Annotated in this window: 13 protein-coding genes; 4 read left to right on the top strand and 9 right to left on the bottom strand. The window is 50.6% G+C overall.

What is annotated here, in order from left to right:
• Positions 1-95: 95 nt before the first annotated feature.
• The 3 genes from ACG2F4_RS08535 to ACG2F4_RS08525 form a co-directional block, all read right to left on the bottom strand.
• Positions 96-974, bottom strand: coding sequence for a hypothetical protein (locus ACG2F4_RS08535; RefSeq protein ID WP_395259804.1), 879 nt, complete (start codon positions 972-974; stop codon positions 96-98).
• Positions 975-1,046: 72 nt separating this feature from the next.
• Entirely contained in the window at positions 1,047-2,348 is a 1,302-nt protein-coding gene (locus ACG2F4_RS08530; protein WP_395259803.1) for an outer membrane beta-barrel protein, read from the bottom strand.
• Positions 2,349-2,357: 9 nt separating this feature from the next.
• On the bottom strand, positions 2,358-2,885 hold the full coding sequence (locus ACG2F4_RS08525; protein WP_395259802.1) for an RNA polymerase sigma factor: 528 nt from the start codon (positions 2,883-2,885) through the stop codon (positions 2,358-2,360).
• Between the two features lie 368 nt (positions 2,886-3,253).
• Between ACG2F4_RS08525 and ACG2F4_RS08520 the strand changes: the two genes are divergently transcribed.
• The 4 genes from ACG2F4_RS08520 to mltG all read left to right on the top strand — a co-directional run bounded on the left by ACG2F4_RS08520 (position 3,254) and on the right by mltG (position 9,329).
• Positions 3,254-4,168 (top strand): DUF4097 family beta strand repeat-containing protein, encoded by a 915-nt coding sequence (locus ACG2F4_RS08520; RefSeq protein WP_395259801.1) that lies wholly within the window; start codon positions 3,254-3,256, stop codon positions 4,166-4,168.
• A 33-nt stretch (positions 4,169-4,201) separates the two neighbouring features.
• A complete protein-coding gene (locus ACG2F4_RS08515) occupies positions 4,202-6,298 on the top strand; it encodes a SpoIIE family protein phosphatase (protein ID WP_395259800.1) in 2,097 nt (698 codons plus the stop codon).
• Between the two features lie 27 nt (positions 6,299-6,325).
• Positions 6,326-7,756 (top strand): hypothetical protein, encoded by a 1,431-nt coding sequence (locus ACG2F4_RS08510; RefSeq protein WP_395259799.1) that lies wholly within the window; start codon positions 6,326-6,328, stop codon positions 7,754-7,756.
• Positions 7,757-8,243: 487 nt separating this feature from the next.
• Positions 8,244-9,329 (top strand): endolytic transglycosylase MltG, encoded by a 1,086-nt coding sequence (mltG, locus tag ACG2F4_RS08505; protein ID WP_395259798.1) that lies wholly within the window; start codon positions 8,244-8,246, stop codon positions 9,327-9,329.
• A 242-nt stretch (positions 9,330-9,571) separates the two neighbouring features.
• Here mltG and ACG2F4_RS08500 read toward each other — a convergent pair whose 3' ends face one another.
• The 6 genes from ACG2F4_RS08500 to efp form a co-directional block, all read right to left on the bottom strand.
• Complete coding sequence (locus tag ACG2F4_RS08500) at positions 9,572-11,305, bottom strand: ABC transporter substrate-binding protein (RefSeq protein ID WP_395259797.1); 1,734 nt, start codon at positions 11,303-11,305, stop codon at positions 9,572-9,574.
• 135 nt (positions 11,306-11,440) lie between these two features.
• Positions 11,441-12,991 (bottom strand): glutamine-hydrolyzing GMP synthase, encoded by a 1,551-nt coding sequence (gene guaA / locus ACG2F4_RS08495; RefSeq protein ID WP_395259796.1) that lies wholly within the window; start codon positions 12,989-12,991, stop codon positions 11,441-11,443.
• 346 nt (positions 12,992-13,337) lie between these two features.
• Positions 13,338-13,718 (bottom strand): glycine cleavage system protein GcvH, encoded by a 381-nt coding sequence (gene gcvH, locus ACG2F4_RS08490; protein WP_395259795.1) that lies wholly within the window; start codon positions 13,716-13,718, stop codon positions 13,338-13,340.
• Positions 13,719-13,729: 11 nt separating this feature from the next.
• Complete coding sequence (gene accC / locus ACG2F4_RS08485; RefSeq protein WP_395259794.1) at positions 13,730-15,079, bottom strand: acetyl-CoA carboxylase biotin carboxylase subunit; 1,350 nt, start codon at positions 15,077-15,079, stop codon at positions 13,730-13,732.
• Positions 15,080-15,096: 17 nt separating this feature from the next.
• Entirely contained in the window at positions 15,097-15,582 is a 486-nt protein-coding gene (gene accB / locus ACG2F4_RS08480; protein ID WP_395259793.1) for an acetyl-CoA carboxylase biotin carboxyl carrier protein, read from the bottom strand.
• Positions 15,583-15,591: 9 nt separating this feature from the next.
• Positions 15,592-16,167, bottom strand: coding sequence for an elongation factor P (gene efp / locus ACG2F4_RS08475; RefSeq protein ID WP_395259792.1), 576 nt, complete (start codon positions 16,165-16,167; stop codon positions 15,592-15,594).
• Between the last annotated feature and the right edge of the window lie 39 nt (positions 16,168-16,206).

Raw genomic sequence — 16,206 nt, 5'->3', positions numbered from 1 at the left:
TTGTCTAGTTTTTTTCCTGCACCTGGATCGCGTTTGTCGCATCATTCAGGTACAACTTTATTCCTGTGAAATGCATCCAATAAAATGCCGTACAATTACTCCGATGACGGGGCGGGTGCCGGTTCCGTATCGCTGTTTACAATCGGCCACACGCCCGGCTGCGGTACGCTCACTCCCTTGGTTTCTCCGCGGGCGGCATCTTGCCCGAAATAGTAGAGAGGCCAGCCTTTATACGTCAGCTGCTGCTCCTGCCCGTGAACCTCAATCACGTCAAAATCATCCTCATTCATTGCGCTGGGCAAGGCTTCGATATCCACATAAAAAATCGGCCAGACGTTGTCATTGCTGAAATCCTCATTGGTAAAGTTGTTCGTGTTAAATTCATCATTGTTAAAAGCGTACAGCGTTCGACCGTTGGCATCGGTAAAGAAGGTGGTAATTTCATCCCCTTCAGTATAATCGCTTCGGTAGTTATTGCCATCTGCTCCAACCAGCTGTTCGTCTGCAATCATAAGGGAATAGTCGGGCTTGGCAACATACCAGACTCCATTCACCCCGTCCCCGTTGACCTCCCCGGGCTGCTGGTCTCCCGAAAAGTAGTAGAGCGGCCATCCTTTGAACGTTGTTTGCCTGCTTCCGTCCGATCGCTGAATATTGTCGAAGTCATCGGGATTAAGTCCCGTGCCCGAGTTCAGCAGGTCCGCGGCCACAACTGGCCAGTTTTGAAGGCAGTCTTCGCTGCAGTTGCTTTCACCTTTGACATCGCGCGTAAACAGGTAGAGCACATTCCCCATATCATCGGAGATTACCGTGCCGTGTGCTTCCGTGGTGGACGTGGTAATGACGGTCTGCTGCTCCTGGGGATCGTCATCATTACTCCCCCCGAGGTTGCAACCGGTTGTAAGAATAGCGGCTACGACAACTGCCAGCAGTGATTTTGCTCTGTAAGGGTATATACTGAGTGAATAAGTCATGGTGTTGTTCCTTGTTATTGAGACTTCTTATTTGTGATGTTTACCAGCAGTTCTGCTGTAACAGTCTGGTTGCTACAGGTTGAGATTAAGTGAAATTGAGGTTCCTACCGAATACAGCTTGACGTTTCCCCATCCCACCTCCTTCAGGGGAAGTTTTACAAAAGGTTCCGCACGCACGCTCCAGTTTCCGGGCATATCCAGTTCATATCCCGCAGAAAGCGTAATATTGCTCAGCCAATGGCGACTGCCGGTTTTACCCTTCCAGCTTTGTACGAGCCCGGTGTCATCCCGCTCGTAGTTGAATCGGTACTCCTCGTTGAGCATGATGTAGGAGGCGACGCCGGCTGACGTGTACACGCGGGATTTTTCAAATTGAAGAAGATCGTATTTCAGATTAACCGGTATTTCCAGGATGGCACATTCGGCCACTGTCTGGTCCGCAACGATACCGTTCGACCAATATCCGTAGGGCGGCTTGTACTCCCGGCCACGGGCGGTATATTGTACGTTGGCCTGGCCAATGCCGCTGTTGATCGACAAGCGTGGGGCAAGCCGGTATTCCACGGCGAGCCCGATCTTGTAACCGGGATCAGAAAAATTGGAAAATCCCCCGACCGTACTCAGGTCAGGCCCCGCAACAAAACCTACAGACAGGGGCGAAGAGGATCGGGCTGAGACGTTATCGGCACCCACCGGAGGACGGCCCGTTAAATGAGATTCCGTCTTCTCTTGTGGGTCTCCCTGGACAACAGGCGGGAGTGCGCTGGACTCAGCCAGCAGAAATGGGGCCGGTTCCAGTAGCTTTTGTAATCGACCGAAGATCCTGCAGTCGGGACAGCGGTACCGGGGTATAAACAGGTCGCGGCCCATCTCTTCACTAATGGCAAAATGATGAGGCCGGGTCGTCTCCTGGTCCGTTTGTTCTACAGCCGGAGTCCCGGGACCACCGGGATCTGTTGCCCCGTTGGGGACTTCCCGGGGAGAGGCGGCCTGCCCGGAGCCATCGCTCATTTCCCCTGAACTCAATTCTGATCCTGCTGCAGGCGGTTCCTGAGAGGGTTCGTCAGCCATTTCTTCCGGCCGGCGGTCAACAGGTGCCTCTTGCCGGGCCGGGGCCTGCTCGCTCAGCTGCTTGTTAATCTGGCTGATCGCCTGGTAGTTTTCGTAGGTAAAGTAGCCCAGCAAGGAAATGAGCAGAATACTTGCCGCTGCAATCCAGCGCCATCTGCGGTTTTGGGCCTGCCGGGCTTCGACCTTGTCGAGCTGATCCTCCAGTTTTCGCCAGTCCCCTTCCCGGAACTCGATCTCATACTCTTCAGCCTTCTTGCGGAAGAGTTCTTCAATAGGATCGTTATGATTCTTCTTATCGGGCATGGAAAATATTTAAATTAGGTTTTTCTCCAGCATGGATTTCAGATTCTGTTTTGCCTTTGACAAGTTGGACTTCGAGGTACCCACCGATATATCCAGCATCTCTGCGATTTCCCTGTGTTTGAATCCTTCAATCACATAGAGATTGAAAACCGTGCGGTAGGCGGGAGAGAGCTGCTGCACCAGGTCGATAATTTCCTGGTAAGAAATACCACTGGTAATGGTCTCTTCTCTGCTCACAGCTTCAGTTGCGGGGTCGAGGGTATCCCAGTTCTCGGTTTCATCATGTTTTCGATAGTGGTTTATTGCGGTATTTACGATCACCTGCCGCAACCACGGTTTAAACGGTCGATCCATGTCAAATTTTTTGATATTGGTGAACACTTTCATAAAAGCGTCATTCAGGATACCCGCCGCCTGATTCCGGGAGTCGGCATACCGAAGCGTGATACTCATGCCGTAGGCATAGAACGTTTTATATAGTTCACGCTGGCTTTCGCGCTTTTGTTTACGGCATCCTTTTATGAGTTCTTTAACCAAGGGTTCCTTCTTTTCAACTATCCGGTTATCTTCAACTTCCCTTTCGAGCTCCCGCTTTCTACTAGTCCATACAACTTTAACGGGGAAAGGGTTGCCTCAGGGGATCAAATTTTTCAAAAGACTTATCCCTGCTTGATGGTACGAGTGGTGGAGACAACTTGTATCCCAATGTATAGTATAAACAATTGTTTAGGTCGTCTTCTAAACAAGATGGGCAAATAACGACAGATTCATGGAATATTCCCATGTAACTATCAGGGGCAACTTGACGTAAATTCTCAGTGATTAATACCATCAGTTAAATTTTACAGACATTGCTAAACCGAAACGTATTACACGGGCAGGGTATATGGTTCAGAGGCTTCAGCTTGCTGTTTCTTCTCTGTTGGGGGATACCGTTGCATCTCCTGGCCGGCCCTCCTGATGATGGCAAACAGAATCCTTACCTCGTCCGCGAGTTTACGCTGGATGGCCCGGGGGTACTCAAAACCTCGACGCTGGCGGGCAATATTGATGTCGAGAAGGTGGTCGATTCCAATGAGGTGCGGGTTGAACTGTATGTAGAACGGGGATTCGCGCTGTGGTCGGGCAGCCGAAACCTGGATAACTACCGGATCAATGTGCTGAAACGGGGTAACGAGATCATTGCTTCGGTAGAGGAGAAAAAGAGAAGCGGACGGCTGTTTGGTGATGCAGTAAATTTCAACTTCAAGGTATATGTCCCGGAACGCATGTCGACCGAGCTGCAAACAAGAGGGGGCAACATAAGCCTGAGTGGAGTGAAGGGGGATCAGCTTGCCAAAACCAGTGGAGGAAACATCCGGCTGCACCGTTTGACGGGCAAAGTCGGGGCATATACCACCGGGGGAGACATCGGGATAAGCTATTGCAAGGGTACCATTTTTGCACAAACAGAAGGCGGTCAGATAAACGCGCGTCATTCCGAGGGTGAGTTGCGATTACGAACAGGAGGGGGCGACATCACTTCGCAGCAGATAACCGGCTCGTTTATTGCCAGGGCGGGAGCAGGTAATATCAGGAGCCATTTCGCTGACGTGGGGCAGGGCATAAGTATTGAGACTTCGGCGGGCAATATCACGGTTGAGCTGCCCGTGGGGGCAGGACTGGACATATTCGCTTCGGGCTCATATATCGATTCCCAAAGCCTTGAAAATTTCAGCGGCACCCAAAGCAGCCGCTTGCTCGAGGGGAGATTGAATGGGGGAAGTATCCCGGTGCGACTTCAAACCTCATCGGGAAATGTAACTATAACTATGAACTAGAAACTGGTGAATATCCTGTTTACAACAGTTTTTATGGATAAATGGAATATTGCAGCTGTGCTGATCACTGTGCTGGTTGCACTACCGGCATCGGGCCGCGCATTGCAAGTTTCGGAGGCGGAGGGTATCGCCTCTTTTTCACGGTCAGACCTGTCGGCGGAGGACCGCACTATTTACATCAGTGATTCCTGGAAATTCAGTGCCGGTGACGACATGCGCTGGGCCGAGCCCGGCTTCGACGATTCCGATTGGCTGAACGTAAGTACCTACCTGGGGCCGTCTGAGCTTCCGTTTATTGAGTGGAAGGGCATCGGCTGGTTTCGTCTGCACCTTAAAGTGGACTCAACGCTTGTAGACTACCCGCTGGCCCTGCTAATTGAGCAGCACAACGGGGCATCACAGATTTTCCTTGACGGCGAGCTGTTGTACAGTCTGGGAGAGGTCTCGGTATTTGAAGAAGATTTTGTTCCACACCGCGACACCAGCCCGCGGCCAATCCGGTTCGCGGATACGACCGAGCACATGCTGGCGGTTCGGTACGCCAATCATAACGCTGCCCAATTCAATGAGTACGGCTTTACCGCAGGATTCCGGTTCCTGTTAGGCGACCTGAACTACCATATCAACAGTCAGCTTGAGGAGGTGGAAACCACTCCCCTGAATCTGATGTTTTTTGGAGGCAGCCTGCTGGCATTTACGATTATCCACTTCCTGCTGTTCCTGTTTTATCCAGCAGAAAAAAGAAATCTCTATTTTGCACTGTTTACCGGTTTATTCACCATTATCAGTTACTCCGAGCTTCAGACCGCGTTCTCCGATTCTCCGATGCTGGCCATCTCTTTTTATCGATTTAGCATGATTGCCTGGATCTTGAGCATTATCAGTGCATTGCGTTTTACCTACAGCCTGTATCACGAGAAGGCCCCGATTCAGTTTTGGATTTTTGCGGCAGCGGGAGTATCAGTGGCAGTGGGAACGTGGTTTAATGCCGATGGCTCTACACTTTATCGAGAGCTGTTTCTGCTTGTTTCTATTCTTGAAATTTTGCGGGTCCTCATCCTCTCGTTTAATCAAAACAGGGAAGGGGTCTGGATTATCGGAACCGGCCTGGTACTGTTCGTTTTGGGTATTTTTTATACCATTTTGGCAAACATGGAAATGATACCCCACGGCAGTTTCAATGGTAACCTGGCGGGATCTATCGCCCTCATTTTCTCGATGTCGGTATATCTCTCCCGTGATTTTGCTCATACCCAAAAGCGACTTGAGCACAAGCTTGTGGAGGTGAAGGAGCTCTCCGAGCGGGCCCTGGAGCAGGAACGCATCAGTAAGCAGAAGGAACTGGAACGAAAACTGCTGGCCGCCGAAAATGAGCGGAAGACCAAAGAGCTTGAAGAGGCGCGGGCCCTTCAGCTCTCCATGCTGCCAAAACAACTGCCCAAATCTGACTACTGGGATATCGCCGTATTTATGGAAACAGCCCAGGAGGTGGGTGGAGACTATTATGATTTCAGTCTCTCCAAAAACGGGACCATGACGGTGGCGCTGGGCGACGCCACCGGCCATGGCATGAAGGCGGGCATCATGGTGGCAACAGCAAAAAGCTACTTTCATACCCTGGCTGACGAGTATGACAACCTGGGAATTATCCGGCGGATGTCGTCGGGTATAAAAAATATGGATCTCAAACTTCTGTACATGGGGCTGCTGCTGTTGAAATGTGATCTCCATAACGTGAAAATCGCCTCAGCCGGGATGCCCCCGGTGTTACTCTATCACCGGAAAGAAGACCGGGTGGACCAGGTCATATTGAAGGGGATGCCCCTGGGGAGCAAGCTGGATTATCCCTATCGTGAAAGGGAACTGTCTCTCTCTCACGGCGATACCCTGCTGTTGATGAGTGACGGGCTTATGGAACTGTTCAACGAGGAGCGAGAACTGCTCGGACTGGAGAGGCTTCAGGCCGTATTCAGAGAAGCGGCCCGGTCCTCCGCCTCCGATATCCTCTCGCAGATAACGCGGTTCGCCGACCAGTGGACCGGCAGCAGCACGCAGGAGGATGACATGACCATTTTAGTGATGAAAGCAAAACAGCCCCAGCACCGTAACATCAACAGGGGCGGTACGTAAAGCCAAAAACAGACGAATACCATGACGATGCGCACTATCTTATCCATACCGATTTTTCTATTGTGTTTTACCGCGAGCGTATTCTCCCAAAGCTCCGGGGATGAGGAAAGTGAAGATCCGTTTAAGAATGACCCGTTCTTTTCAAAACCGCTCCAGGAGTTTTTTCAGCAGTCCAGCTCTTCGGACAGAGACTCCGACAGGGATTCGGCCAATACCGAAGTAAAACGTCGCCTGCACTATTTACATGAAAAGGGGATCGATTATGATGATTTCCTGGAGGCGGGACCCTATAACTCAAACATGCTGTACAGCCAGCATCCCAACCTGCCGATGATCCACTATAATCGCGTCAGCGGGCTGTTTTTGGGCATAGAAAAGGAACGCATGCAGTGGTATGGCGATGACTGGCTCTTGGGGATTCCCTCAGTACAGACCCACGGACTTATCGGTTATTCTTTTGGCCAAAAAGAATGGAATTATTCCATTGGACTTGAAAAGCTGCTGGGCCGGAAAAAATATGTGATGATTGGGGGAGAATATTATAATGCCATGTCAACCGATGACCACTGGCGGGTGGGGCTTACCGAGACCACCCTTACCTCCATGATCGGGGGGTATGACTTTTTGGATTACTACAAGCAGAGAGGATATGGAACCTATCTCATTGTGCGTTCGCAGCGCCTGTTTGAAGGCGGCCTCTCTTTTAACGATGCCAGGTACAGCAGCCTGACGCGCCAAACGAACTGGGCCTTGTTCGGGTCGGGAGATCGTTACCGGGTAAATCCCCCGGTAGAACACCTTGGTGATCAACCGGTGGACACCCTGAATATCAGTACGCTCTCCATAGCAGCCTCCTTTAATCCCAAGCGACTTCTCCTTTCAAAACACTTCACTTTCAGCCTGTCCGGGATGGTTGAAATCGCTGATCCCGGTATTTCCGGGTCTGATTATGCTTACAACAAGTATATAGGAGAGCTGACGACATTCATCAACTTTGAACCCGGTGGCGTCTTAAGGTACCGGTTCAGGATCGGCAGCATTACGGGAGACGCTCCCAATTTCAAGGAATTTCAGTTTGGGGGCGTGGGTACGCTGCGCGCACTGCCGTATAAATCGCTGGGAGGCAGCCTGCCCAACATAAACCATCATGCCAATCAAATGATGCTGAGCAATGCAGAAATTCAGTTTGGCTCTCCCTCGTTTAACCCGGAAAACTGGGTTGACGCCGACGACTTTTATATCAGTCTGTTCCTGGATTCCGGATGGACAAATTACAGTGAGGATTTAGCCTCCTCCCCAAATCCGTTTACCGGTTTTGATCAATTTGATTTCGGAGATCTGAAGCACAACGGCGGAATCGGGGTGGGATCCAGCCTTATCCGCTGCGAGCTGGCTTGGGACCTGAACGAGATGTCGCGCGCGCCTGTCTTTTGGATCAGGTTTAACCCGACGTTCTAATGAGAGAATCGTCATTCTGGTCCCGTGCAATTTACTTGTAATGTCCGTCCCACAAAGTGTACTTTCTGCGTTCAATAGAAAAAGCTTCCCACCGGTCAAGGAGGGAAGCTTTTCTTTAGGGCATTTGGTGCTTTGTGAAGCATCCAAATAGTAAATTCAATTCTCATTCGAAAAGTACGAGATCGAAGAGCGAAAGTTGCACTTCTCCTGCGATTTAGTTCTGCCCCAGCTTGAGGAATACAGCAGAAACCAGGGCACAGTCAACAAACAGTATCCGTTTTCAGTAGAAGAGCTCCATTACTTTTTTAGTTCAAAAACCGATATATTGCTACTGGCAAATTACCCCATTTGTCATTTCTCAAGCACATGGCATCCTCGCTGGAAGTTGGTCGGACGGAGGGAATTGTAACGAGAATCAGCCCAGTTTGGATGGTTTGCAGTAGATTATGCCAGATCCGGCACCAGGAACCCATAATAATCTCATTCATTGACAAATATCAAAAAAGTCATACCGGTCACTGCCGCAGAGCTTCTTACCGCTGCGATAGTATTTGGTCTTTGTCTTGTTGCGATAGTGGGGTCGCGCTTATCCCGCCTGTCTGATACCAGCGCTATTGAATCGGACAGGCCGGTGCATATCTACCTCCATGAGAAGACCGATTTGCAGACTCTGAGCCAGATGCTGGCCGACTCGGGTGTGGTTCGCAGCAAAGAGGAGATGGTTTGGGCGGGACGTCTGTTGGGGTGGAATAACTTTAACACCGGGCATTACCTTATTGATGGCGGCTATTCTTACGACGTGCTTCTCTCGAGGATGTCCCGTGGCATCCAGGATCCAGTTGAAATTACGATTGTACCCGGTTTGGACAAAGACAGGCTCATTTCCAGCCTCTCTTCCCATTTCACCTTTGATTCGACACAACTGGCGGCGACCCTGGAAGACAGCAGCTTTTTAGCCGGGCATGGAGTGACTCCAGATACCTGGATCGGGAGAATGCTCCCTGAGACCTATTCGATGTACTGGAATACCCCGCCGGAAACCGTGGTCAGGCGTATATTTAGTGAATTTGAGTCGCTGGTTGCGGATAAATACAGCGGGCGACTGGATGAGCTCGACAAAACCATGGACGAGATCATTACGCTTGCCTCAATCATTGAGTGGGAGGTGCGACACAGAGAAGAAAAACCCGAAGTTAGCGGGCTGTATTGGAATCGACTGGAACAGGGCATGCGGCTGCAGGCCGATCCCACCGTAAACTACGCGGTTGGAGAGCGCCGCAGATTGCTCTACGAGGATTACAAAACCGATCACCCATATAACACCTACCTGTATCGGGGATTGCCTCCCGGCCCCATAACCAATCCAAGCCTGCACTCTATTGAAGCGGCCCTGTATCCGGCTGATCACGATTATTTGTATATGGTTGCTACTCCCGAAGGGTATCACCTGTTTTCAGAAACGTTCGAGGAACACAAAGAAAAAAGCGAAAAGTGGAGAGAGTGGCTCCGCGAGCAATACCGCATCAAACGCGAACGAGAGCGACAGCAACAGCAAACCAGCGATGTGCGGTAGTTTACAGTCTAAAATTACCACATTATTGTTCATGTCAAGACTAAAATGTCGGTTAAAGTCCTGGCAGCTTCTATTGTAGCTTGCCTTACCGACTCTTTAATTGGCAGGGGGTAAAGCGCTGGGAGATTTACCCTTCAGCTGTGTTAAAGGGAACATCACCGGCTTGACGTACAACGGTACGTCTGCGCGGCCATTTTCCCTTTGCCTTGCTGAAGAACAAATTTCTTGGTGAAAAATCCAGGCTAATTGGCTACGGGCTGTATTCCTTGCGGAGTGATAGTAAATATTTTCACTTCCTGGTTAACGTGGGTACCTTCGAAATGGATATTACTGATCAATCCTTCGTAGAGAGGTTCTGTTTTTATTGCCTCCTTCAGAAGAGCCGGATTTCCCACCCGTTCCAATGTACGCAGTATAAAATCGGCAGAGTCATACCCAATGAGGGCATATCGTGAGGCTTCCGTGCCAAAACGCTGGCTAAAATCTTCACGGAACTGCCGGACCCGTTCATTTTGCGAATCGATATGAAAACTTTCTGAAAAATAGATTGAACGGTTTTGCAGATGCTCTTCAGGAATCTCGGTTGCACCCCATTCCTGGGATCCGAGTACGGTGAGCCGGCTGTTCATTACCTGAAGATCCACCATTAGAAGCTCAATAAGTGTGGGAGCCGCCTGACCGGTAAACGGGGCATAAATCCCGTCAAGTGGCTGGTGTAATCTGCCGCTGGATGTACTGGCCGTTTTATTAAAACCGGCGCTTGAGGCTTGAACAGTATCGGGCGCAAACCGTGCGGTAAAATCGCTGATATCATAGCCGCGCTCCTCCAGGTCTTCGATCATGAAATGTTCAATGTGGGCACCCAGCCGCTCTGCTTCTGTTCGGAAGGCATAAGCTGAGGCGGCCCCGAGCGAGTTGCGTTCAGCAAACACGGCGAGGGTATCCATATTCAGGTTGTTGACTGCATACCGAGCCATTCTTTTTCCGTGAATTGAAAAGGTGGGATTGGCCTGGAAAACGTAGGGATTGTCGATATTTAGGCTGTCCGCATTGGCCAGGGGAGCCATTACCGGTATGTGGTATTGCTCCGCCAGCGCCGCGACCTGCACGGCAGGTTCAGAGTAGAGGGGCCCCAGTACCAGATCCACATTGGAACTCCAGGCCAAACGGTTCATGGCGTAGCCGGCAGAATCCATATCGGCCCCGGTATTTTGATACCGGATAAACGCTTTCTTATCGGCATTCCGCTGGTTAAACTCTTCGGCTGCCAGGAGATATCCCTGGTAAAGACCTTGTGAGGCGCTAAATTCCGGCGAACCGGCAATGGAGCGGGGCAAGGTGGCCCCGATATCATACACCATTCCCCGCGGGGCCGAAAGACGGCGGGCATATGAGTCGCGGTACGTGTAGTTCAGAGAATCGGAAAGCATCTGTTCCAGGGGTTCAAATGAGATCTCTCCGGAGGGGGAAGCGGAACGTTTGAGCTCATCAAGCAGCATTCTTGCAGTTTTATAATCTACCTTGCCAAAGGCCGACCTGATCAGATCTGATTGTATCTCCGGGAAACGTACCGATTGAAAGGCCTGCCGGCGCTGTGCCAGCGTCAGGTAATCCAGGATATCATTATAAAGGGATCTTGACTGGTTGACGAGTGACGTTCGCGGGGTGATCTCTTTCAGCCGGTAGAGCCTGTTCAGGGCCAGGCCAAACTGGCTAAGTTGAAACTCGACCAGGGCCAACGTGAAACGGGCTTCATTGATAACCTGGGGCGATGCGTTATCTGGAAGACTGTTTAACAGTGACTTGGCCTTCAGGTACTCCCCGAGGCTGTAATAACTTTTCCCGGTGAAGAGAACTCCTTCCGGTGAGTTCAGGTTTTGGAAAGCTGAAGCCGCCTTTTCATACTGCTCATTTTCATACAGTTCCAGCGCATCTTCAAATGTCTGGGCAAAAAGGGGAGTATTGCTTCCTAGCAACAGAAAAAATATCGTTGAAATGAGAACAAAAAAATTATTTAAACGGGTAAGAAAATTCACGGACGTCGGTATTATAAATTAATGTTAGGCGCTTGTTCTGCTTCTTATACAGTAACCATGTCCAAATGTTCTTTATTATTCCCACTCAATAGTTGATGGGGGCTTCGAGCTCACATCGTAGACCACGCGATTGATGCCACGCACTTCATTAATAATCCGGTTGGAGACATGGGCCAGGAACGGGTGCGGCAGCTTGGCCCAGTCTGCGGTCATCCCGTCAACACTGGTAACCGCACGCAGGGCGATCGTAAATTCATAGGTCCGTTCGTCCCCCATGACACCGACACTTTGTACCGGCAAAAGTACCGCCAGTGCCTGCCAAACCTCGTCATACAGATCGTGTTTTCGCAGTTCACTGATGAAGATATCATCCGCCACGCGGAGCAGGTCCAGCTTGTCCCTGGTCACATCCGAGATGATGCGGATTCCCAGGCCGGGGCCCGGGAACGGGTGGCGCTTGATAAAATGATCCGGGATTCCAAGTTTACGCCCCACATTTCGAACTTCGTCCTTAAAAAGCTCCCGTACCGGTTCCACCAGGTCAAGGTTCATCTCTTCCGGGAGCCCGCCCACGTTGTGGTGCGACTTGATCGTGGCTGATGGTCCCTTGAATGAGACGCTCTCAATTACATCGGGATAGAGCGTACCCTGAGCCAGGAACTTGAATGAATTGTCGTCGCTGATCGCCTCGTCAAAGACCTCAATAAAGGTGTTGCCGATGATTTTCCGTTTTTTTTCCGGGTCGAAAACTCCTTCCAGTCGATCAAGGAATTTATCAGAGGCGTCGATCCCCTTAACCGGGAGATGGAGCTTGTCTTCATAAATATCGAGCACATCCTGGAACTCGTTCTTGCGAAGGAGCCCGTTATCGACAAAAATACACTGCAGTTGATCACCGATGGCTTTGTGAACGAGCGTTGCGACCACGGTCGAGTCTACCCCGCCCGAGAGTCCACACAAGACCCGAGCGTCACCCACCTGTTCCCGGATTTCACGAATGGTCGCCTCGATAAACGATTCGGCAGTCCAGCTTCCATGCAGCTGGCAGATCTCAAAGGAAAAATTCTTTAGAATTTTCTTCCCGTAAACCGTGTGTACGACCTCCGGGTGAAACTGGACTCCGTAAATCGGTTTACGGGTGTGCCGAACGGCCGCCACCCTGGCGTTGTCGGTATGGGCGATAATTTCGTAGGCATCCGGCAGTTTTATGATATGGTCGCCGTGACTCATCCACACGATCGACTCTTCCGGGATCTCTTTGAGCAGGTCAGTGTCATCATCCACGATAAGCTCAGAACGTCCAAACTCCCTGCGGTCCGCCTGTTCTACGCTGCCGGGGATCTCATTGTGGGCCAGGATCTGCAGACCATAACAGATCCCGAGAATCGGAACCTCCCATTCGAAAATATGTGTATTAAGGGGAGGGGCATTCTCATCATTCACACTCATCGGCCCGCCGGAAAGGACGATGCCGGAAGGCACGAATTCGTCAAACAGGGTGAGATCCGCATTACAGGGATGGATTTCGCAGTATACGTTCAGCTCTCGCAGGCGCCGAGCGATAAGCTGGGTGTACTGCGATCCAAAATCGAGAATTAAAATCCATTCTTCAGGTCTATGGTGCATCGGTGGGTATTCGGTATGTTCGTTAGTTGTTACCGGTTATGTTGTTGGATTGGACTCTGTTTGCCGGGTTGCTTTTTCAGTTTCTACCACTTCAAAGACGACCACGATAATGATAAAACATTGTGGCCGAATGAGCATTCTACGGAGCCCGGTGTTAAATGCCTAGAGTGTTTTTTCGCTTTAAAAATTCCAACGAACCAATAACGGGTTTCAAATGATTACCAACAGGACTTTGCAAAACATTCGAATCACCGTTCGGAGGAAGTCGTACTCCTGCTTTATGTGCGATACAAGGTCGGTGTACAACCACCTCCCAACCAGGCATCAGGTTTGGCAAAGGCCTCTGCTAAATAATGATTTTCCTGTATTCATCCGCAGACATCAGTGCATCCAGTTGGGAGGCATCCGCCAGCTCAATTTTGAGCATCCAGCCTTTGCCATAGGGGTCGTCATTGACCTGCTCCGGCTCCGCTTCCAGTGACGCATTGATCTCGGCAATGGTCCCGTCGACAGGGGCAAAAAGTTCGGAAACCGTCTTTACAGCCTCCACCGTTCCGATGACCTCTTCCTGCTCAAACTCGAATCCTTCAGGTTCCAGCTCAACAAAAACAATGTCGCCGAGCTCACTTTGGGCGAAATCGGTGATTCCAATCGTGGCGGTTCCGTCGCCGTTGTCACGAATCCATTCGTGCTCTCGGGTATATTTTAGCTCCTCGGGAAAGTCCATGTCAGTAAAGGTTAATTTTCCGGGTTAAATTTAAATTCCTTCTCCAGGTAATGGGTATTGAATGTGCCCGCCTGGAAGTTGGGGTCATCCATCAGTTGCAGGTGATAGGGGATGGTGGTTTTAACGCCCTCCACGACAAATTCTGACAGCGCGCGGCGCATCTTGTTGATGGCGTCCCGGCGTGTGGGTGCACTGACAATCAGTTTGGCGATCATCGAGTCGTAATGCGGCGGGATGCGGTAGCCGGCGTAAGCGTGGGTGTCAAGCCGCACATTGTGCCCTCCCGGAGGATGAAATACGCTGATGGTGCCGGCGGTTGGACGGAAATTGTGAGCCGGATCCTCGGCATTTATGCGGCATTCAATGGCGTGTCCCCGCATGGTCAGCGAGCGCTCTTCCAGCTTTTCACCGGCCGCTACCTTTATTTGCTCTTCCACCAGATCGTAGTCTGTAATCTCTTCCGTCACCGGGTGTTCTACCTGAATCCGGGTATTCATCTCCATAAAGTAGAAGTTGAGGTCTTTGTCGACCAAAAACTCGACCGTTCCCGCTCCTTCATAGCTTACCGAATGGGCGGCATTGACGGCCGCTTCTCCCATTTCTTCCCGAAGTTCCGGTGTCATGAGCGGAGAAGGGGACTCCTCCAGTATCTTTTGATGACGCCGTTGCAGCGAACAGTCTCGTTCGCCCAGGTGGATCGCGTTTCCGTGCTGATCACCCAGAATCTGTATCTCCACATGGTGGGGATCCTGTACAAATTTTTCAATATATACGGCCGGATTTCCAAAAGCGGCTTCCGCTTCGTTACGACAGGTGTCAAACGCCTGTTGCAGCTTGGACTCCTCCGTAACAATGCGCATGCCGCGCCCGCCGCCGCCGGCCACCGCTTTGAGGATAACCGGGTAGCCGACCTCTTTGCAGATCGGCCGGGCTTCCTCAAGCGTTTCTACGATTCCCTCGCTGCCGGGAACCACCGGCACCCCGTTGCTGATCATTTTCTCCTTGGCCTTGGCCTTGTCTCCCATGGTGGCGATCATCTCTGGAGAAGGACCGATAAATTTAAGATCGTGTTCGGAGCAGATCCTTGAAAATTCGGCATTTTCAGACAGGAAGCCATAGCCGGGATGGATCGCCTCGGCATTGGTAATTTCTGCCGCTGCCAGGATACTTGGAATTTTCAGATAGCTGTCTTTACTGGGCGGGGGACCTATACAGACGGCCTCATCAGCAAATTTTACGTGAAGGCTGTCTTGGTCGGCCGTTGAATACACCGCAACTGTGTTAATGCCCATCTCTTTGCAGGTGCGGATAATACGAAGTGCAATTTCGCCACGATTGGCGATCAAAATTTTGTTAAACATGGATAACTATTTTGCTGTTAGCCTATGACAAATAGTGGTTGGTCGTATTCTACCGGTTCGCCGTCTTCAACGAGTATCTTTTTGACTTCCCCGGAATATTCCGACTCAATTTCGTTCATGATTTTCATCGCTTCCACGATACAGAGGGTCTGCCCCTTGTCAACGGAGCTGCCAACTTGAACAAAGGGGTCGGAGTCGGGAGATGGTGACCGGTAAAAGGTACCGACGATGGGTGATTTTACCACTTCGCCCTCGGCTTCTTTTTCGGAGTCCTGTTCCGCCGCCGCATCAGGCTGGCCGGGCTGGGGCTGGCCGGAGGATTGAGCAGACTGTGCCTGGACGGCCGCCTGTACCTGGGGCAATACTTGTTGCGGGACCGAAACCTGTTGCACGTCGCCTTTCTTTTTAACTTTTATTTTAAAATCACCTTCTTCAATAGCCACTTCGTTAACTTCACTTTCGGCTATTAAATCGAGAAGTTTTCTTATTTGATCTAAATCCATGATTAATAATTAGTTAGACTTTGCTCGTTCAATATACTCGGAAGTGCGGGTATCAACTTTGATTTCATCGCCCTCATTGATAAACAGCGGAACCTTGACGGTTGCTCCCGATTCCAGCGTGGCCGGCTTACTGCCGCCCTGGGCTGTATCGCCCCGAACACCGGGGGTTGTTTCCACCACTTTACTGACCAGATGATCCGGGGGTTCAGCGTAGAGTACATTTTCGTTGTCGGTGTCGATGACCAGCGTGCATTCCTGCCCGTCGGCAAAAAATTCCGGTTTTTTCACATTTTCTCTATTTACCGGGATCTGTTCATACGTTTCCTGGTGCATAAAATGAAACAGGGGGCCATCAGAATAGAGGAACTGGTAGGGTTGACGTTCCACACGTATTTCAAGAAGCTTTTCCCCAGAACGAAAAGTCTTTTCAATGGTTTTGTCATTGACAACACCTTTCAGCTTTGTACGAATAAACGCACCGCCTTTGCCCGGTTTCACATGCTGGTAATCAACAATGGAGTAGAGTTCGTTTTCCACTTCGATGACCATTCCGGTTCTGAATTGAGATGTATCTATCTTAGCCATAAATATCTGGTTGTCAATCTTCTGTCGTGAGCCTCGGAG

Source organism: Halalkalibaculum sp. DA3122 (genome assembly GCF_043951865.1).
GTDB lineage: Bacteria > Bacteroidota > Rhodothermia > Balneolales > Balneolaceae > JAMQKA01.
This window is presented reverse-complemented; position numbering and strand designations above follow the sequence as displayed.

Excerpts from the sequence above, each read along its gene's own strand:
- ACG2F4_RS08535 (WP_395259804.1), bottom strand. The coding sequence starts at position 974 with ATGACTTATTCACTCAGTATATACCCTTACAGAGCAAAATCACTGCTG.
- ACG2F4_RS08530 (WP_395259803.1), bottom strand. The coding sequence starts at position 2,348 with ATGCCCGATAAGAAGAATCATAACGATCCTATTGAAGAACTCTTCCGC.
- ACG2F4_RS08515 (WP_395259800.1), top strand. The coding sequence starts at position 4,202 with ATGGATAAATGGAATATTGCAGCTGTGCTGATCACTGTGCTGGTTGCA.
- ACG2F4_RS08510 (WP_395259799.1), top strand. The coding sequence starts at position 6,326 with ATGCGCACTATCTTATCCATACCGATTTTTCTATTGTGTTTTACCGCG.
- guaA (WP_395259796.1), bottom strand. The coding sequence starts at position 12,991 with ATGCACCATAGACCTGAAGAATGGATTTTAATTCTCGATTTTGGATCG.
- gcvH (WP_395259795.1), bottom strand. The coding sequence starts at position 13,718 with ATGGACTTTCCCGAGGAGCTAAAATATACCCGAGAGCACGAATGGATT.
- accC (WP_395259794.1), bottom strand. The coding sequence starts at position 15,079 with ATGTTTAACAAAATTTTGATCGCCAATCGTGGCGAAATTGCACTTCGT.
- accB (WP_395259793.1), bottom strand. The coding sequence starts at position 15,582 with ATGGATTTAGATCAAATAAGAAAACTTCTCGATTTAATAGCCGAAAGT.
- efp (WP_395259792.1), bottom strand. The coding sequence starts at position 16,167 with ATGGCTAAGATAGATACATCTCAATTCAGAACCGGAATGGTCATCGAA.